Source organism: Klebsiella sp. K5-204, assembly GCF_030128585.1.
Classification (GTDB): Bacteria; Pseudomonadota; Gammaproteobacteria; order Enterobacterales; family Enterobacteriaceae; genus Klebsiella; species Klebsiella quasipneumoniae.
Window position 1 is genome coordinate 84326 of sequence record NZ_JAKUZS010000012.1, and the last position, 18353, is coordinate 102678.

Sequence of the window (18353 nt, forward strand, 5' to 3'; positions counted from 1 at the left end):
TCCTCCTCGATGACCGTGATGCCGCCCGCAGGCGGCGCGCGGGTCCGGTTACAGGTTCAGCGTGCCAAAGGCGTTATTCCAGTCCTGTTCAAACTTCTCTATGGCTGACTCTACCGCAGGGGTGCCGAGCATTTGTTGCGCTACATCTAGTGGAAGGGTGATTGCTTCGCAGCCAGCCAGCAGGCAATCCAGCGCCTGACGGGGCGTTTTGAAGCTTGCCGCCAGCACTTTGCTTTCGGGCGCATGCATTTCCAGCAGGGATTGCAGTTCCTGCACCATGCGGATGCCGTCCCCGCCCTGAGCGTCGACGCGGTTAACGTAAGGCGCGACGTACTTTGCGCCAGCCAGCGCGGCCAGCAGACCCTGTGAAGCGCTGTAGACGGCGGTGCCAAGGGTCGGGATGCCTTCTTTCTTCAGCATCTTGATAGCGGCGAGGCCTTCGGCGGTGACCGGGATTTTGACCACGATGCCCGGCACGGCGTTGCTCAGGCGTTTGGCTTCTGCCACCATGCCCTGCGCATCGCGGCTCATGGTCTGCGCGAACAGAATCCCTTCCGGACCAACGGCTTTTTGCAGGCGCGGCAGTACATCCCACACCGGGGTTTTACCGGCGGCGATAATGCTCGGGTTGGTGGTCACCCCGGCCAGCGGGTAGATGCGGGCCAGGCGTTCCACTTCGGCGACGTTGGCGGTATCCAGATAGAGTTCCATAGCGTTTTCCTCAATGCTTAATTCGGTGCTGTCGTTGAGGTAAGCATACGGCTTTCGTTCGAAGGATCGCCAGATGACAAATTTGCCAAAAACTGGATAAATGTACGCATCGCGATTAAGGATGATTTAGATCACATTTATCGACGCTGGCTGGGATGGCAGGAAACTATAGCGCGCACAAAAGTCAGGTTTAACACACAAAAATCTAGTTCTTTGCCGCGGACGATTTTTCCGTCAGCTGGCTATGGTACTGGCGGCGGTATTCAGACGGCGAGCGTTCCGTGGTTTTGCGGAACAGGCGGCAGAAGTAGTTGCTGTCGGCGAAGCCGCAGGCGTGGGCGATGTCTTTCACTTTCATATCGTGGCCCTTCAGCAGCATACGGGCCTGTTCGAGACGAATGTGGTTTAGATATTCATTGAAGCCCATTGGCCCACATTTCTGGAACAGATGGGAAAGATAGTTGGGAGAGAGATAGAACGCCTGGGCGACCGATTCCCGGCTCAGCGGCTCCGCGTAATGGACCTCGATGTACTGACGGATTGCCTCGAACAGCGCCTGGCTGCGCGAGGAGGTTTGCGCCTGGCTGCCGAGAAGATCATGGCAGTGGCTGAGCAGGCTGATGACGATGCTGCGGGCGGTTTGCTGCTCCTGCGGCTGCATCCGGATCTCGTTGAGCGCCTGCAGCAGGAAGGAACCGACGCGCGGCCCGCGACGCAGCGCCTGTAGCTTTTCAACAACGGCGATCGTCTTGCCATTCCAGCGCTGCAGCGAGCACTCCAGCTGCTGCTTAGCGAACAGGATGCTTAACAGCAGGCAGGGCGCCTGCCACTGTGGGCAGTTCCAGCTATCGCCAGGAATATAGAGCACGTCATGGGCCTCCAGGAGCGGGGCGTTATCGCCGAGCGCCTGGTCGCGCAGCTGACCATCGAGGAGGATATTCAGACGGGGAAAATCAACCTGCACCACCGGTTCAGCAGGCGAGCGCGTCTCGCCGGCGAAATAAACCCGTCCGAGGCTGGTCTGCTTTTTTAGCAATGCATCAATAAGTTGATTGATATCGTTGTCCATCATTGTTCCGCCCCGCGCATCACCCTTTTCATCATACCGGACATTATTCCAGCGGTAAAAGCGCCAGCCTGTCGCTATTGCTTCTCAGTTACGATATGTTATATCGTAACAATTTGTCGCCATTGATAGCAAACTCAGGAGAGAGTAATGACCAGAAAGATCCCCCTGCTGGCCTTGGGACTCGGCATGGCGCTAGCCAGCGCCCAGGCGTTCGCCCACGGCAACCATAGCCATGGGCCGGCGCTAACCGAAGTGGAGCGTCAGGCCAGCGAAGGCATTTTTGCGGATAAAGATGTGCAGGACCGCGCGCTGAGCGACTGGGAGGGCGTCTGGCAGTCGGTGAACCCGTATCTGCTCAACGGCGATCTCGATCCGGTGCTGGAGCAGAAGGCGAAAAAGCCCGGCGGCAAGAGCGTGGAGGAGTATCGCGCCTATTATAAGAAGGGCTATGCCACCGATGTGGAACAGATTGGCATTGAAGATGACGTGATTGAGTTCCACATTGGCGAGACCGTCAACAGCTGCAAATACCGCTATTCAGGCTACAAAATCCTGCATTACGCCTCCGGTAAGAAGGGCGTACGTTATCTGTTCGAGTGCCAGCAGGGCGATGCCAGCGCGCCAAAATATGTCCAGTTCAGCGACCACATCATTGGCCCGCGTAAATCGCAGCATTTCCATATTTTCATGGGCAATGAATCACAGGAAGCGTTGCTGAAAGAGATGGATAACTGGCCGACCTATTATCCGTATGCGCTGCATAAAGAGCAGATCGTTGATGAGATGCTGCACCACTAGAACGGGTGAAAAATCCCCCGGCCGGGCGGCCGGGGGAAAGATAGCGATTAGCCGGTGTTACGCATACCGGCGGCGACGCCGGCGATGGTGACCATCAGCGCTTGTTCAACGCGCGGATCCGGGTCTTTGCCCTCTTCTTCAGCCTGGCGCGAACGGTGCAGCAGTTCCGCCTGCAGGACGTTCAGCGGGTCGGTATAGATATTACGCAGCTGGATAGACTCGGCGATCCACGGCAGGTCAGCCATCAGATGAGAGTCGTTGGCGATGGCCAGCACGACGTTGATATCGGCAGCCAGCAGCTTGCGCAGCTCGGTACCCAGCGCCCACAGCTCTGGTTTCACCAGGCGCTGATCGTAGTACTCCGCCAGCCACAGGTCGGCCTTCGAGTAAACCATCTCCAGCATGCCGAGGCGGGTGGAGAAGAACGGCCAATCGCGACACATCGCTTCCAGTTCACTCTGTTTTCCGCCTTCAACCACCTTCTGCAGCGCAGCGCCAGCGCCCAGCCAGGCTGGAAGCATCAGGCGGTTCTGGGTCCAGGCGAAGATCCACGGAATGGCGCGTAGCGACTCGACGCCGCCGGTCGGACGACGTTTTGCCGGACGCGAACCCAGCGGCAGTTTGCCCAGCTCCTGCTCCGGAGTGGCGGAGCGGAAATAAGGCACGAAATCTTTGTTTTCACGCACGTAGCCGCGATACATCTTGCACGACACGTCGGACAGCTCGGCCATGATGTCGCGCCACTGCGGTTTTGGTTCCGGCGGCGGCAGCAGGTTGGCTTCGAGGATCGCGCTGGTATAGAGCGACAGGCTGCTGATGGTGACTTCCGGCAGGCCGTACTTAAAGCGGATCATCTCACCCTGCTCGGTAACGCGCAGGCCGCCCTTCAGGCTTCCCGGCGGCTGTGAGAGGAGCGCGGCGTGGGCCGGCGCGCCGCCGCGGCCAATGGAGCCGCCGCGACCGTGGAACAGCGTCAGTTCGATCCCGGCTTTCTCACAGGTTTTGATCAACGCGTCCTGCGCCTGGTACTGCGCCCAGGAGGCGGCCATCACGCCTGCGTCTTTCGCGGAATCAGAGTAGCCGATCATGACCATCTGTTTGCCTTGGATAAAGCCGCGGTACCAGTCGATATTCAGCAGCTGGGTCATGACGTCGTTGGCGTTGTTCAGGTCATCCAGCGTTTCGAACAGCGGGGCCACCGGCAGGGCAAAGCCAATCCCGGCCTCCTTCAGCAGCAGATGAACCGCCAGCACGTCGGACGGCGTTTTGGCCATCGAGATCACGTAGGCGGCGATCGATCCGCGCGGCGCCTCGGCGATCACTCTACAGGTGTCGAGAACTTCGCGGGTCTCTTCGCTTGGCTCCCACTGGCGCGGCAGCAGCGGACGTTTGGAATTTAGTTCGCGGATCAGGAAAGCCTGTTTGTCGGCTTCTGACCAGCTTTCGTAATCGCCGATCCCGAGGTAACGGGTCATTTCGCCCAGCGCTTCGGTGTGGCGGGTGCTTTCCTGACGGATATCAATACGCACCAGCGGTACGCCGAAAGACTTCACGCGGCGCAGGGTGTCGAGCAGCTCGCCGTTGGCGATAATGCCCATGCCGCAGGCCTGCAGCGATTTATAACAGGCGTATAGCGGCTCCCACAGCTGCTCGTTCTGAGTGATCAGTCCCGCCGGTTTCGGCAGCTTCTGACCTTTCAGACGCGCTTCCAGCCAGGCCTGGGTTTCCATCAGCTGAGTGCGCAGTTTTTTCATCAGGTAACGGTACGGTTCCTGAGCGCCCTCGGCGCCGGCCAGGGCGCGCAATTCGTCAGTACACTCCACCATCGACAGCTCGGAGATCAGCACCTGCACATCTTTGAGGAACAGATCGGTCGCTTTCCAGCGGCTGAGCAGCAGCACGTGGCGGGTGATATCGGCGGTCACGTTCGGGTTGCCGTCGCGGTCGCCGCCCATCCACGAAGTGAAACGCACCGGGACAAAGTCCACCGGCAGCTGATAGCCGAGGTTGGCTTCCAGCTGTTCGTTCAGCTCGCGCAGGTAGTTAGGCACCCCTTCCCACAGGCTGTTTTCCACCACCGCGAAGCCCCATTTGGCTTCATCGACCGGGGAAGGGCGGTGCTTACGAATTTCATCGGTATGCCAGGACTGGGCGATCAGCTGGCGCAGGCGGCGCATCAGCTGGTGGTGCTCGTAGTCCGCGATATCTTTGTTATCCAGCTGCTTGAGGCAGTTGTTCACTTCCACCATTTTATGGATCAGCGTCCGGCGGGTGATCTCGGTCGGGTGGGCGGTTAACACCAGCTCCAGGGACAGAGATTCCACCGCTTTTTTGATGGTGTCTTCGTTGAGATTGGGTTGGTCTTTGAGCTTTCTCAGGGTGCGCGCAATGACTTCCGGATTGCTGGCCGCTTCGCCATTCGGCGAAATGCTGTGGTACTGCTCAGCGGTGTTGGCCAGATTCAGGAACTGGCTGAAGGCACGGGCCACCGGCAGCAGTTCGTCGTTAGACAAATTCTGCAGCGTGGTCAGCAGCTCCTGGCGGTTAGCTTCGTTGCCGGCGCGTGAAGATTTGGACAACTTACGGATAGTTTCGACACGATCAAGAATATTTTCTCCCAATGCATCCTTGATGGTATCGCCCAGCACCTTGCCGAGCATACTGACATTACTACGCAATGCGGAATATTGTTCGTTCATGTTACCCCAGACACCCCATCTCATTTTATTTTGTTATATCCGCTGCGCTGGAACGTGAGCAACGGATAAGCAACCCGTCTTTTATAAAGCCACGTAAATACCCCCACGTCAATTACTGCGAAATCGCTTCAGCAAACGAGTAAATACCCGTAATTTGCGAAATTTAACTCAGGGGGCGCTGGATAAGCATCGCTTATGGAAATGTGACGATCGTCACCGTTCCGCCCCGGGAGAGCGGGGTGGAAAAAGAGGGCGATTTTAGTGCCAGCAGAAGTGGTGAACCACCTGGCTAATCAGCTCCCGCGTTGGCTTGATAAAGCGCGTCTCCAGAAACTCGTCAGGCTGATGGGCCTGATTGATCGAGCCCGGGCCGAGAACCAGCGTTGGGCACAGCGTCTGGATAAACGGCGCTTCGGTACAGTAGTTCACCACGTCGGTCTGGGCGCCAAGCAGTTTCTCAACCACCTGCACCAGCTTATGGTCCGGCGGGCACTCGTAGCCGGGGATCGGCGGATGCAGCTCCGAGACCGTCAGGCGGCCCGGCCAGCGTTCGCTGACCGGGGCCAGCGCCTCGTCCAGCAGACCATTGAGGTCGTTGAGGGTCATCCCCGGCAACGGGCGGATGTCCATATGCAGTTCACAGCAGGCGCAGATACGGTTTGAGGCATCGCCGCCATGGATGGCGCCGAGGTTGAGGGTCGGGTAAGGGACCGTGAACGCCTCGAAGTGGTAGCGCTCTTTTAGCAAATCGCGCAGCTGCATAATCCGACCGATGGCGTCGTGCATCAGCTCGATCGCGTTGACCCCGCGCGCCGGATCGCTGGAGTGGCCGGACTGGCCCTGAATACGGATCGCGTTGGACATATGTCCTTTATGGGCGCGGATCGGCTGCAGGGAGGTGGGCTCGCCGATGATGGCGCAGTCGGGGCGCAGCCGGGTGGTTTCGGCAAAATAGCGCGCGCCGGCCATGCTGGTCTCTTCGTCGGCGGTGGCCAGAATATACAGCGGTTTTTTCAGCGTGGTGACGTCGACATCGCGCAGGGCGTCGAGAATAAAGGCGAAGAAGCCTTTCATATCGGCCGTGCCGAGGCCGTAGAGCTTGTTATCGTATTCGGTAAGGGTGAACGGATCGCGCGTCCAGCGGCCATCATCGAACGGCACGGTATCGGTATGCCCGGCGAGCAGCAGGCCGCCGGCGCCGTGTCCGGTGCTGGCCAGCAGGTTGAATTTATGGCGCGTATCCGGCACCGGCTGTACCTCGACATTAAAGCCGAGATCGCGGAACCAGCCGGCCAGCAAATTGATTAAAGACTCATTGCTCTGATCGAGAGCCTCTTCGGTCGCGCTGATGGACGGTGTGGCGATCAACGCGCGGTAAATCTCGATAAAGGGCGGTAAATTGTTTTTCATTGTTGACACACCTTGGGTCGTGATAGTATCAATATTCATGCATTTATTGTGAATAAAAATACAATATCGTTGAGCGTAAGAAAACCCATCGAATGTAAGGAGATGCGCTTCCAATGTTAAATACGCTGATTGTGGGTGCCAGTGGTTATGCCGGCGCAGAGCTGGTGACCTATATCAATCGTCATCCGCATATGAACATAACCGCTTTGACGGTCTCCGCGCAAAGCAATGATGCGGGAAAATTAATTTCCGACCTGCATCCGCAGCTCAAAGGCATTGTCGATATGCCGCTGCAGCCGATGTCCGATATCAGCGAATTCAGCGCTGGCGTGGACGTGGTGTTTCTCGCCACCGCGCACGAAGTGAGTCACGATCTGGCGCCGCAGTTCCTTGCCGCCGGCTGCGTGGTGTTCGATCTCTCCGGTGCCTTCCGCGTTAACGATGGGGCGTTCTACGAAAAATATTATGGTTTCACTCATCAGCATCCCGACCTGCTCAAACAGGCGGTGTATGGTCTGGCGGAGTGGAGCGCGGATGCGCTTAAAGAAGCGCAGTTAATCGCGGTGCCTGGCTGCTACCCGACGGCGGCGCAGCTGTCGCTGAAGCCGCTGATTGATGCCAGTCTGCTGGATCTCAACCAGTGGCCAGTGATCAACGCCACCAGCGGGGTGAGCGGCGCGGGACGCAAAGCCGCGATCGGCAACAGCTTCTGTGAAGTCAGCCTGCAGCCATACGGCATCTTTAACCATCGTCATCAGCCGGAGATTGCCAGCCACCTCGGAGCGAAGGTGATTTTTACCCCGCATCTGGGTAATTTTAAGCGCGGCATTCTGGAAACCATTACCTGCCGCCTGAAGCCGGGCGTTGGCCATGCGCAGATCGCGGCGGTTTACCAGCAGGCTTACGCCGATAAACCGCTGGTACGTTTATATGATAAAGGCGTGCCCGCATTGAAAAGCGTCGAAGGTCTGCCATTCTGTGATATCGGTTTTGCCGTGCAGGACGACCATCTCATCGTCGTCGCGGCAGAAGATAACCTGCTGAAAGGCGCCGCAGCGCAGGCGGTGCAGTGCGCGAATATTCGTTTCGGCTTCGCTGAGACGCAGTCTCTTATTTAAGGTGTGATGATGAACCCATTAATTATCAAACTCGGCGGCGTATTACTCGATAGCGAAGAAGCGCTGGAGCGTCTGTTTACCGCGCTGGTCAATTACCGTGAAGCGCACCAGCGTCCGCTGATTATCGTCCATGGCGGCGGCTGCGTGGTGGATGAGCTGATGAAGCAGCTCAACCTGCCGGTGCAGAAGAAAAATGGTCTGCGGGTGACGCCGGCTGAGCAAATCGACATCATCACCGGCGCGCTGGCGGGTACCGCCAACAAGACGCTGCTGGCGTGGGCGAAAAAGCACGGTCTGGCCTCTGTCGGCCTGTTCCTCGGCGATGGCGATAGCGTGAAGGTGACACAGCTGGATGCTGAGCTGGGCCATGTCGGGCTGGCGCAGCCGGGCTCTCCGACGCTGATCAACACCCTGCTGGCGGGCGGTTACCTGCCGGTGGTGAGCTCTATCGGCGTGACCGACGAGGGCCAGCTGATGAACGTCAATGCTGACCAGGCGGCGACGGCGCTGGCGGCTACCCTGGGGGCGGATCTGATCCTGCTGTCTGACGTCAGCGGTATCCTCGACGGTAAAGGGCAGCGTATTGCCGAGATGACCGCCGAGAAAGCGGAGCAGCTGATCGAGCAGGGGATTATCACTGACGGCATGATTGTCAAAGTGAATGCGGCCCTCGACGCGGCGCGTGCTCTGGGCCGTCCGGTGGATATCGCCTCCTGGCGTCACGCCGAGCAGCTGCCGGCGTTGTTTAACGGCACGCCTATCGGCACACGTATTCTGGCTTAAGATTTCATGCCCGGCGGCGCGTTGTCTGCCGGGCTTACAAGACCGTAGGCCGGGGAGGCACAACGCCACCGGCGGAACTAACGAATAAAGGAAGCATGTTATGGCACTTTGGGGCGGGCGTTTTACACAGGCAGCAGATCAACGGTTCAAACAGTTCAACGACTCGTTGCGCTTCGACTATCGTCTGGCGGAGCAGGATATCGTTGGCTCTGTCGCCTGGTCGAAAGCGCTGGTAACGGTCGGCGTTCTGAGTGCCGATGAACAACAGCAGCTGGAAGAAGCGCTGAACGTGCTACTGGAAGAGGTGCGCGCCAATCCGCAGCAAATCCTCGCCAGCGATGCTGAAGATATTCACAGCTGGGTGGAAGGCAAACTGATCGACAAAGTGGGTCAGTTGGGCAAGAAACTGCATACCGGCCGCAGCCGTAACGACCAGGTCGCTACCGATCTTAAACTGTGGTGCAAAGATACCGTTGTCGAACTGCTGTCGGCGAACCGCCAGCTGCAGAGCGCGCTGGTGGAGACGGCCCAGCATAACCAGGATGCGGTGATGCCGGGGTACACCCACCTGCAGCGCGCCCAACCGGTGACGTTCGCGCACTGGTGTCTGGCCTATGTCGAAATGCTGGCGCGCGATGAAAGCCGCCTGCAGGACGCGCTGAAGCGCCTCGACGTTAGCCCGCTGGGCTGCGGCGCGCTGGCGGGGACGGCGTATGAAATCGACCGCGAGCAGCTGGCCGGCTGGCTGGGCTTTGCCTCCGCCACCCGCAACAGCCTCGACAGCGTGTCCGACCGCGACCATGTTCTGGAGCTGCTTTCCGATGCCTCTATCGGCATGGTCCATCTGTCGCGCTTTGCGGAAGATCTGATTTTCTTTAACTCCGGCGAAGCGAATTTCGTCGAGCTTTCCGACCGCGTAACCTCAGGCTCCTCGCTGATGCCGCAGAAGAAAAACCCGGACGCCCTGGAGCTTATCCGTGGCAAATGCGGCCGCGTGCAGGGCGCGCTGACCGGCATGATGATGACCCTGAAAGGGCTGCCGCTGGCCTACAACAAAGATATGCAGGAAGATAAAGAGGGACTTTTCGACGCTCTGGATACCTGGCTCGACTGCCTGCATATGGCGACCCTGGTGCTGGATGGCATCCAGGTGAAACGTCCGCGCTGTGCGGAAGCGGCGCAGCAGGGCTATGCCAACGCCACTGAGCTGGCGGATTATCTGGTGGCGAAAGGCGTACCGTTCCGCGAGGCGCACCATATTGTCGGTGAAGCGGTGGTGGAAGCCATTGCGCAAGGGAAACCGCTGGAAGCGCTGGCCCTGGCCGACCTGCAGAAATTCAGCCCGGTGATTGCGGACGATGTTTATCCGATCCTGTCGCTGCAGTCCTGCCTTGATAAACGCGCGGCAAAAGGCGGCGTCTCGCCGCAGCAGGTGGCGCAGGCTATCGACGAGGCGAAGGCCCGTCTGAGCTAATCCACAGATATCTGCCTTCCCTGACCCGGCCGAGCCCAGCGACGCCGGGTTTTTTATGCAAAAAAAAGCGGACGCAAGGTCCGCAAAAGTTCACGTTGGCTTTAGTTGTTCGGGTAGAGAAACAGTGTGACGGGTCAGTGGTTTTCACAGGTTCACCGTCTTTATGGGCGTATTATTGAACAGAAAACTTGATAGGGATAATCGTTCGTTGCTATGCTATCTATCGCCATGGACTATCGTGGCGATGGAGGATGAATAATGAATATTCGCGATCTTGAATACCTGGTAGCGCTCGCCGAACACCGCCACTTCCGGCGGGCGGCTGACTCATGCCATGTGAGCCAACCGACGCTCAGCGGACAGATCCGCAAGCTGGAGGATGAGCTTGGCGTCATGCTGCTGGAGCGCACCAGCCGTAAGGTTCTGTTTACCCAGGCGGGGCTGTTGCTGGTGGATCAGGCGCGTACCGTGTTACGCGAAGTAAAAGTGCTCAAGGAGATGGCAAGCCAACAAGGGGAAACCATGTCCGGGCCGCTGCATATCGGCTTGATCCCGACAATTGGCCCGTACCTGCTACCGCACATCATTCCGATGCTGCATCAGACCTTCCCGAAGCTGGAAATGTATCTGCACGAAGCGCAGACCCATCAGCTGCTGGCTCAGCTCGACAGCGGTAAGCTCGACTGCGCCATCCTGGCGCTGGTCAAAGAGAGCGAGGCCTTTATCGAGGTGCCGCTGTTCGATGAGCCGATGATGCTGGCTATCTATGAAGATCATCCGTGGGCAAACCGCGACCGGGTGCCGATGTCGGATCTGGCCGGTGAAAAGCTGCTGATGCTGGAAGATGGCCACTGCCTGCGCGATCAGGCGATGGGCTTCTGCTTTGAAGCGGGGGCGGATGAGGATACCCACTTCCGCGCGACCAGCCTGGAAACGCTGCGCAATATGGTGGCGGCAGGCAGCGGTATTACCCTGCTGCCTGCGCTGGCAGTGCCGCAGGAAAGAAAACGCGATGGCGTGGTCTACCTGCCGTGCATTAAGCCAGAGCCAAGACGCACCATCGGTCTGGTTTACCGTCCGGGCTCACCGCTGCGCAGCCGCTATGAACATCTGGCGGAGGCCATCCGCGGCACGATGGATGGCCATTTCGACAAGGCGTTAAAACAGGCGGTTTAAGCCGTTCAGCGCGGCAACCCGGTACGCTTCCGCCATGGTCGGGTAGTTAAAGGTGGTGTTGACGAAGTACTCAATGGTGTTACCACCACCTTTCTGCTCCATGATCGCCTGGCCGATGTGAATGATTTCGGCTGCGCGTTCGCCAAAGCAGTGAATGCCGAGGATCTCCTTGGTTTCCCGGTGGAACAGGATCTTCAGGGTTCCCACGCTCATGCCAACGATTTGCGCCCGCGCCAGGTGTTTAAACTGAGCGCGACCCACCTCATACGGCACTTTCATCGCCGTCAGCTGCTGCTCGGTTTTCCCGACGGAGCTGATTTCCGGAATGGTGTAGATCCCGGTCGGGATATCTTCAATCAGATGCGCTGAGGCTTCGCCTTTCACCAGCGCCTGGGCGGCAATGCGTCCTTGATCGTACGCCGCGGAGGCGAGGCTCGGATAGCCGATGACATCCCCAACCGCATAGATGTGCGGAAGGGCGGTCTGGTACATGCTGTTGACCTTCAGCTGGCCGCGACTGTCGGTCTGCAGACCGATGTTTTCCAGCGCCAGAGTGTCGGTATTGCCGGTGCGGCCGTTGGCGTACAGCAGGCAGTCCGCTTTGAGCTTTTTGCCGGATTTCAGATGCATGATGACGCCGTCATCAACGCCTTCAATCTTTTCGTACTCCTCGTTGTGGCGAATGACCACGCCGCTGTTCCAGAAGTGATAGGAGAGTGAATCTGACATCTCCTGATCGAGGAAGGCCAGCAGACGATCGCGGGTGTTGATCAGATCGACCTTCACCTCCATGCCGCGGAAGATCGACGCATATTCACAACCGATTACCCCGGCGCCGTAAATGATCACATGGCGCGGCTCATGCTGCAGGCTGAGAATCGAATCGCTGTCATAGATGCGCGGGTGGTGGAAATCGACATCCGCCGGATGATAGGGGCGAGATCCGCAGGCGATAACGAATTTCTCCGCGGTCACCGTCTCGACCGTGCCGTCATGGCACTCCAGCGCCAGAGTATGCTCATCAACGAAGTGGGCATTGCCCTGCAGAATTTCACAGTGGTTGCGCTCATAGAATCCCTGGCGCATATGAGTCTGCTGGTTGATGACGCTGTCGGCATGGTTAAGGATGTCGGCGAAAGAAGAGCGAAGAAGGCGGGAGTGGTCGCTGTAGAGGGGGTTTTGGTTAAACTCGATAATACGGCTGACGGCATGGCGGAGGGCTTTCGACGGGATGGTGCCCCAGTGGGTGCAACCGCCGCCGACATTATGGTAGCGCTCGATGACGGCAACGCGTGCTCCCTGTTTCACCAGTCCCATGGCGGCGCCTTCGCCGCCAGGACCGGAACCAATCACTATTGCATCATAATCCCAAGAGTGTGACATGGCATTACTCACCTGTTTTATACATAAAATAAACACGATGATAACATTCGCTGCGCTTTAACCCAATTATCGTTGTGCTTTTTTGCGGCATAAAAGCAGAAACGGCTCGTAAACAATCATTCACAATCCAGGGCAAACCGATTAGTTTTAATCTCTGGTATAGTGCCAGCAGGGCTATTGGAAGGATTCATACATCGTGATGGGCGTAAGAGCACAACAAAAAGAAAAAACCCGCCGTTCGCTGGTGGAAGCGGCATTCAGCCAACTTAGCGCTGAGCGGAGTTTCGCCAGCCTGAGCTTGCGTGAAGTGGCGCGGGAAGCAGGGATCGCGCCGACGTCCTTCTATCGTCATTTTCGCGATGTCGATGAGTTAGGCCTGACGATGGTCGATGAGAGCGGACTGATGCTGCGCCAGCTGATGCGCCAGGCGCGCCAGCGGATTGCCAAAGGCGGCAGCGTGATCCGCACCTCGGTCTCGACCTTTATGGAGTTTATCGGTAACAACCCGAACGCTTTCCGCCTGCTGCTGCGCGAGCGCTCGGGAACGTCTGCGGCGTTTCGCGCCGCCGTCGCACGCGAAATCCAGCATTTTATTGCGGAACTCGCCGACTATTTAGAACTCGAAAACCATATGCCGCGCGCCTTTACCGAAGCGCAGGCTGAAGCTATGGTCACCATCGTTTTTAGCGCTGGCGCGGAAGCGCTGGATGTCGGCCCTGAACAGCGCCGACAGCTGGAAGAACGGTTGGTACTGCAGCTCAGAATGATCTCTAAAGGCGCGTATTACTGGTATCGCCGTGAACAAGAAAAAATGTCACATCATTCCGAATAACGTGAAGGACGAGCAATGAAACACTCAGTTCAAGATAAAGGTACGCTGCTGCTGGCGCTGATTGCCGGGTTATCTATTAATGGCGCCTTTGCGGCGCTGTTCAGTTCGATAGTTCCGTTTTCCGTCTTCCCCATCTTATCCCTGCTGCTGACGGTCTACTGTCTGCATCAGCGCTATCAGAATCGCAGTATGCCCGTCGGGCTACCGGGCCTGGCCGCCGCCTTTTTTATTCTCGGGGTGCTGTTGTACAGCACCGTCGTGCGTGCGGAGTACCCGGATATCGGCTCTAACTTCTTCCCGGCCGTTCTGTCCGTCGCGATGGTCTTCTGGATCGGCTACAAGATGCGTAACCGCAAAAATACCGCCGCCGAATAAGCGCCAGTGATAAAAAACCGGCAATATGACGTTGCCGGTTTTTTTTGGCCTATTTCCGGGTCAGCAGAACGCCGCACTCCATGTGATGGGTATACGGGAACTGGTCGAACAGCGCCAGCCGGGTAACGTTGTGCGTCTGGCTTAGCGTTTCCAGATTACGGCACAGCGTTTCCGGGTTGCACGAAATGTACAGAATGCGCGGATAGGCCTGCACCATTTTCTCCGTTTCACTGTCCAGCCCGCTACGCGGCGGATCGACGAAAATAGTCTCGCACTGATAGCTTTGCAGATCGATACCCTGCAGCCGGTTGAACTCACGCACGCCGTTCATCGCCTGAGTAAACTCTTCAGCCGCCATGCGGATAATCTGCACGTTGTCGATATGGTTGGCGGCGATGTTGTACTGCGCCGCCGCCACCGACGGTTTGGCGATTTCGGTGGCCAGTACGCGATCGAAATTACGCGCCAGCGCCAGCGAGAAGTTACCGTTGCCGCAGTACAATTCCAGCAGGTCGCCGGTCGCCCCTTTGGTGACATCCAGCGCCCACTCCAGCATCTGAATGTTCATGGCCGCGTTCGGTTGGGTAAAGCTGTTTTCCACCTGACGGTAGATCATCTCCCGACCGCCAACCGGCAGGCGTTCATCTATATAATCCTGATCGAGCTCGATTTTAGTTTTAGTCGCCCGACCAATCAGATGCACATTGAGCCCCTGGGCTCGCAGGGCGTCACGCAGCGCCTCCGCTTGCTCACGCCAGGCATCATCGAGCTTTTTATGATACAGCAGCGAGACGACCGCCTGGTTGCTGAGGGTGGTCAGATAGTCAATCTGAAACAGCTTATGGCGCAGCACGGGATTGTTGCGCACGCCCTCCAGCATGGCGGTCATCAGCTGATTGATGAGCGCGCTGGCGGCCGGGAAGCTGTCAACGCGAATCCGCGACCGGGTCTGCTGATCGAAAATAATATGGTACAGGTCGTCGCCATCGTGCCACAGACGGAACTCGGCGCGCATACGGTAGTGGCTGACCGGCGAACGAAACACTTCCGGAACCGGCGCGGCGAAAGGCGCCATCATGGTTTGCAAACGGACGACTTTTTCTGCCAGCTGCGCTTCGTATTGTTCGGTAGGAAGGTGTTCGGGGGTCATGATGTATCCTGAATAAAATAAGTACGCGGGGATTGTAGGGAAAGCGCCGGGGATGTCCAGCCTCGAATGCCGCGGGAAATATAATTAGCAGTCTGGACATCTATATGTTTCTGATTGTAGCATTCGCCTACCGGTCCTGTGAGTTAAAAGGGAACCCAGTGGAAATCTGGGGCTGACGCGCAGCGGTAAGGAAGGTGAGAAATGAGCGCACTCGGTGCAGACACTGCGGTTAGCCGTGGGAAGTCATTATTTCTTGAAACAGCCTCCAAGCCCGAAGACCTGCCGGAATACGTCGCACTGGGTTTTATCGTCGCGAGCAACTGATAAAACCTGCGGCATCCTTTTTCTGTTTCGGATGCTTTTACAATGATTAAAAAAGCTTCGCTGATGACGGCCTTATCCGTCACGGCATTTTCCGGCTGGGCGCAGGACAGCAATTCAGACACGTTGGTGGTGACAGCAAACCGTTTTCAACAGCCGGTCAATACCGTGCTGGCGCCGACCGATATAGTGACGCGCGATGACATCGACCGCTGGCAGTCCAAAGATTTAAACGATGTCATGCGTCGTCTTCCCGGCGTCGATATTGCCCGCAACGGCGGCATGGGGCAGAGCGCTTCGCTGTATGTTCGGGGGACGGAGGCTCGCCACGTGCTGGTGCTGATCGACGGTGTGCCGATGGCGCGTCCGGGGATCTCCAACGGCGTGGATATCAGTCAGATCCCTATCTCTCTGGTCCAGCGGGTGGAATACATCCGCGGCCCGCGCTCCGCGGTGTACGGCTCCGGGGCGATCGGCGGGGTGGTGAACATCATCACCATGACCGATGCTGAGCGTTCGCAGATCAACGCCGGCGCGGGAACGAACGGCTATCAGTCCTACGATGGCGCCTTTAACAAGCGGTTTGGCGATACGCTGGTTACCGCTGCCGGCGCCTATCAGACCACCAAAGGGTTTAACGTCCAGCCGAACTCCTCTTATAGCGGCGACAGCGATCGCGACGGCTACCGCAATAAAATGCTATGGGGCGGGGTACAGCATCAGTTCGATGACAACTTCTCGGGGTTCTTCCGCGGCTATGGTTATTCCGCCAATGCTGACTATGACCAGGGTAACTGGGGCTACGCAGGTGGAAACGATGAAGATCAGTCCTATACCCAATCCTGGGACACCGGTCTGCACTACCATTCCGGAATTTACTCCTCCCAGCTGATTGCGAACTATCAGCGTATTAAAGATTACAACTACAGCAGCGACGCTGGCCGCTATGCCGCGGGCACCACCCTGGATGATATGGAACAACGCTATATCCAATGGGGAAATAATGTTGTGGTGGGCCATGGCGCAGTGAGCGGTGGCGTAGACTGGAAACAGGAGAAGCTGAAATCCAGCGGAACGACCAGTACCGACGTGTATAAGCGCGATACCACCGGTCTTTATCTGACGGGCCAGCAGCAGATTGACAGCGTGACGCTGGAAGCTTCCGGCCGTGAGGATCATGACGAGCAGTTTGGCTGGCACGGTACCTGGCAGACGGCGGCAGGCTGGGAATTTATCGAGGGTTATCGGACAACGCTCTCGTACGGTACAGGATTCCTCGCCCCCTCCCTCGGACAGCAGTACGGCGCAGAACGTTTTGGCATCGCCTCTAACCCGAACCTGAAGCCAGAGGAGTCGAAGCAGTGGGAAGCGGGCCTCGAAGGGTTGACGGGGGCGGTCGACTGGCGTCTCTCCGCGTATCGCTATGAGATTCAAAACCTCATCGATTACGACAACAACGCCTATTACAACGTCAAGTCTGCGACGATCAAGGGGCTGGAGTGGACGGGGAATGTCACCACAGGGCCGGTGGAGCACCATCTGACGCTGCAGTATGTTGACCCTCGCGATGATGAAACTAACAAGATCCTCTATCGCCGGGCGAAGCAGCAGGTGAAATACGAGCTGAACGGCCAGGTCTACGATCTGGGGTGGGATGTGACGTATCACTACATCGGCAAGCGCTACGATTATGATTACGACAACTCGCGTACCGTCAATATGGGTGGGTTGAGCCTCTGGGATGTCGGTTTATCGTATCCCGTCACCTCACACCTGACAGTTCGTGGTAAAATAGCCAACCTGTTCGATAAAGATTACGAGACAGTTTATGGCTACCAATCTGCAGGACGGGAATACACCTTGTCTGGCAGCTACACCTTCTGATCCACGTCCCACCGTGCTGGTGTTTGATTCCGGCGTCGGTGGGTTGTCGGTTTATAATGAGATTCGGCAGCTGCTGCCGAATCTGCATTACATCTATGCTTTCGATAACGTTGCCTTCCCCTATGGCGAGAAGAGCGAGGCGTTTATCGTTGAGCGCGTTGTGGAAATCGTCACCGCTGTCCAGCAGCGTTATCCCCTGGCGCTGGCGGTGATCGCCTGCAATACCGCCAGTACCGTCTCCCTGCCTGCTCTGCGTGAAAAGTTCGCCTTCCCCGTTGTCGGCGTGGTGCCGGCGATCAAACCCGCCGCCCGCTTAACGGCGAACGGCATTGTCGGCCTGCTGGCGACGCGCGGCACCGTAAAGCGTCCTTATACCCGTGAGCTGATCGACCGCTTTGCCAATGAATGTCGGATTGAAATGCTGGGGTCGGCGGAGCTGGTGGAGCTGGCGGAAGCGAAGCTGCACGGCGAGCCTGTGCCGTTAGAAGAACTGCGCCGTATCCTGCGCCCGTGGCTGCGGATGCAGGAGCCGCCGGATACGGTGGTGCTGGGCTGCACCCACTTTCCTCTTTTACAGGAGGAGCTGCAGCGCGTTCTGCCCGAGGGCACGCGGCTGATCGATTCCGGCGCGGCGATTGCCCGTCGCACCGCCTGGCTGTTAGAGCATGAAGCGCCGGATGCGAAGTCCAGCGACGAGAATAAAGCATTCTGCATGGCGTTGACGGCAGAAACGGAACAACTTTTACCCGTTTTGCATCGCTATGGCTTCTCGACGCTGGAAAAATTACCGCTTTAACGGCGTTTTGCACAAAAAAGAGACGGTTGAATAATTTTTTGAAAACAGGGCTTGTCAACGTCTCAGAACTCCCTATAATGCGCCTCCACTGACACGGAACAACGGCAAGCAAGCCGCCGGGTCAGCAGGGTTTCGGCGATGAAGTTCAGCGCTGAAAACCGACAGAGAAAAGCAAAATAAGGGCTTGACTCTGAATGAGGAAAACGTATTATACGGGACCTCGCAACGGTGAGCTGAAAGCCGCGTTGCAACTGCTCTTTAACAATTTATCAGACAATCTGTGTGGGCACTCAAAGTGACATGGATTCTTAACGTCCTCGGACGAAAAATGAATACCAAGTCTCAAGAGTGAACACGTAATTCATTACGAAGTT

At 57.4% G+C, this 18353-nt stretch carries 15 protein-coding genes and 1 riboswitch; of the genes, 9 read left to right on the forward strand and 6 right to left on the reverse strand.

Annotated features, from left to right (window positions below; translation table 11 throughout):
• Positions 1 to 48 precede the first annotated feature (48 nt).
• Both fsa and MKR05_RS24640 read right to left on the reverse strand, forming a co-directional pair.
• Positions 49 to 711, reverse strand: coding sequence for a fructose-6-phosphate aldolase (gene fsa, locus MKR05_RS24635; RefSeq protein WP_044520931.1), 663 nt, complete (start codon positions 709 to 711; stop codon positions 49 to 51).
• A 205-nt stretch (positions 712 to 916) separates the two neighbouring features.
• A complete protein-coding gene (locus tag MKR05_RS24640) occupies positions 917 to 1858 on the reverse strand; it encodes an AraC family transcriptional regulator (protein ID WP_224256479.1) in 942 nt (313 codons plus the stop codon).
• A gap of 69 nt (positions 1859 to 1927) precedes the next feature.
• On the opposite strand from MKR05_RS24640, the gene zinT reads away from it, so the two are divergent.
• Positions 1928 to 2578 carry a metal-binding protein ZinT gene (gene zinT, locus MKR05_RS24645; protein ID WP_023291535.1) on the forward strand — a complete coding sequence of 217 codons (651 nt, stop codon included), beginning with the start codon at positions 1928 to 1930 and terminating at the stop codon, positions 2576 to 2578.
• 47 nt (positions 2579 to 2625) lie between these two features.
• Here zinT and ppc read toward each other — a convergent pair whose 3' ends face one another.
• Together ppc and argE are read right to left on the reverse strand one after the other, a co-directional pair.
• Positions 2626 to 5277 carry a phosphoenolpyruvate carboxylase gene (gene ppc / locus MKR05_RS24650; RefSeq protein ID WP_023291536.1) on the reverse strand — a complete coding sequence of 884 codons (2652 nt, stop codon included), beginning with the start codon at positions 5275 to 5277 and terminating at the stop codon, positions 2626 to 2628.
• A gap of 258 nt (positions 5278 to 5535) precedes the next feature.
• Positions 5536 to 6687 carry an acetylornithine deacetylase gene (gene argE / locus MKR05_RS24655; RefSeq protein ID WP_226327252.1) on the reverse strand — a complete coding sequence of 384 codons (1152 nt, stop codon included), beginning with the start codon at positions 6685 to 6687 and terminating at the stop codon, positions 5536 to 5538.
• Between the two features lie 113 nt (positions 6688 to 6800).
• Between argE and argC the strand changes: the two genes are divergently transcribed.
• From argC to oxyR, 4 genes are all read left to right on the forward strand, one after another.
• On the forward strand, positions 6801 to 7805 hold the full coding sequence (argC, locus tag MKR05_RS24660; protein ID WP_025710967.1) for an N-acetyl-gamma-glutamyl-phosphate reductase: 1005 nt from the start codon (positions 6801 to 6803) through the stop codon (positions 7803 to 7805).
• 6 nt (positions 7806 to 7811) lie between these two features.
• Entirely contained in the window at positions 7812 to 8588 is a 777-nt protein-coding gene (argB, locus tag MKR05_RS24665; RefSeq protein WP_085955164.1) for an acetylglutamate kinase, read from the forward strand.
• A gap of 100 nt (positions 8589 to 8688) precedes the next feature.
• On the forward strand, positions 8689 to 10062 hold the full coding sequence (gene argH, locus MKR05_RS24670; protein WP_087824557.1) for an argininosuccinate lyase: 1374 nt from the start codon (positions 8689 to 8691) through the stop codon (positions 10060 to 10062).
• A gap of 258 nt (positions 10063 to 10320) precedes the next feature.
• Complete coding sequence (oxyR, locus tag MKR05_RS24675; RefSeq protein WP_002883015.1) at positions 10321 to 11238, forward strand: DNA-binding transcriptional regulator OxyR; 918 nt, start codon at positions 10321 to 10323, stop codon at positions 11236 to 11238.
• On the opposite strand, the gene sthA is transcribed toward oxyR, so the two are convergent.
• Entirely contained in the window at positions 11221 to 12621 is a 1401-nt protein-coding gene (gene sthA, locus MKR05_RS24680) for a Si-specific NAD(P)(+) transhydrogenase (protein ID WP_002883016.1), read from the reverse strand. The two genes, oxyR and sthA, sit on opposite strands and share 18 nt — an antisense overlap.
• 196 nt (positions 12622 to 12817) lie before the next feature.
• On the opposite strand from sthA, the gene fabR reads away from it, so the two are divergent.
• Together fabR and MKR05_RS24690 are read left to right on the forward strand one after the other, a co-directional pair.
• Complete coding sequence (fabR, locus tag MKR05_RS24685; RefSeq protein ID WP_004151856.1) at positions 12818 to 13453, forward strand: HTH-type transcriptional repressor FabR; 636 nt, start codon at positions 12818 to 12820, stop codon at positions 13451 to 13453.
• 15 nt (positions 13454 to 13468) lie between these two features.
• Complete coding sequence (locus tag MKR05_RS24690) at positions 13469 to 13828, forward strand: YijD family membrane protein (RefSeq protein ID WP_004203691.1); 360 nt, start codon at positions 13469 to 13471, stop codon at positions 13826 to 13828.
• 49 nt (positions 13829 to 13877) lie between these two features.
• On the opposite strand, the gene trmA is transcribed toward MKR05_RS24690, so the two are convergent.
• Positions 13878 to 14978: a tRNA (uridine(54)-C5)-methyltransferase TrmA gene (gene trmA / locus MKR05_RS24695; protein ID WP_004203692.1), complete on the reverse strand. Its 1101-nt coding sequence runs from the start codon at positions 14976 to 14978 to the stop codon at positions 13878 to 13880.
• A 114-nt stretch (positions 14979 to 15092) separates the two neighbouring features.
• Positions 15093 to 15280, forward strand: a riboswitch (cobalamin riboswitch).
• A 64-nt stretch (positions 15281 to 15344) separates the two neighbouring features.
• Between trmA and btuB the strand changes: the two genes are divergently transcribed.
• Both btuB and murI read left to right on the forward strand, forming a co-directional pair.
• Positions 15345 to 17183: a TonB-dependent vitamin B12 receptor BtuB gene (btuB, locus tag MKR05_RS24700; protein WP_064158479.1), complete on the forward strand. Its 1839-nt coding sequence runs from the start codon at positions 15345 to 15347 to the stop codon at positions 17181 to 17183.
• Positions 17128 to 17979, forward strand: coding sequence for a glutamate racemase (gene murI / locus MKR05_RS24705; RefSeq protein ID WP_044520945.1), 852 nt, complete (start codon positions 17128 to 17130; stop codon positions 17977 to 17979). Before btuB ends, murI begins: the two co-directional genes overlap by 56 nt.
• Positions 17980 to 18353 lie beyond the last annotated feature (374 nt).

Bases quoted from the DNA above. Each gene is read 5' to 3' on its own strand.
- fsa (WP_044520931.1), bottom strand. From the start codon at position 711: ATGGAACTCTATCTGGATACCGCCAACGTCGCCGAAGTGGAACGCCTG.
- murI (WP_044520945.1), top strand. From the start codon at position 17,128: ATGGCTACCAATCTGCAGGACGGGAATACACCTTGTCTGGCAGCTACA.
- btuB (WP_064158479.1), top strand. From the start codon at position 15,345: ATGATTAAAAAAGCTTCGCTGATGACGGCCTTATCCGTCACGGCATTT.
- MKR05_RS24690 (WP_004203691.1), top strand. From the start codon at position 13,469: ATGAAACACTCAGTTCAAGATAAAGGTACGCTGCTGCTGGCGCTGATT.
- trmA (WP_004203692.1), bottom strand. From the start codon at position 14,978: ATGACCCCCGAACACCTTCCTACCGAACAATACGAAGCGCAGCTGGCA.
- sthA (WP_002883016.1), bottom strand. From the start codon at position 12,621: ATGTCACACTCTTGGGATTATGATGCAATAGTGATTGGTTCCGGTCCT.
- argC (WP_025710967.1), top strand. From the start codon at position 6,801: ATGTTAAATACGCTGATTGTGGGTGCCAGTGGTTATGCCGGCGCAGAG.
- zinT (WP_023291535.1), top strand. From the start codon at position 1,928: ATGACCAGAAAGATCCCCCTGCTGGCCTTGGGACTCGGCATGGCGCTA.
- argB (WP_085955164.1), top strand. From the start codon at position 7,812: ATGATGAACCCATTAATTATCAAACTCGGCGGCGTATTACTCGATAGC.
- argH (WP_087824557.1), top strand. From the start codon at position 8,689: ATGGCACTTTGGGGCGGGCGTTTTACACAGGCAGCAGATCAACGGTTC.
- argE (WP_226327252.1), bottom strand. From the start codon at position 6,687: ATGAAAAACAATTTACCGCCCTTTATCGAGATTTACCGCGCGTTGATC.
- oxyR (WP_002883015.1), top strand. From the start codon at position 10,321: ATGAATATTCGCGATCTTGAATACCTGGTAGCGCTCGCCGAACACCGC.
- ppc (WP_023291536.1), bottom strand. From the start codon at position 5,277: ATGAACGAACAATATTCCGCATTGCGTAGTAATGTCAGTATGCTCGGC.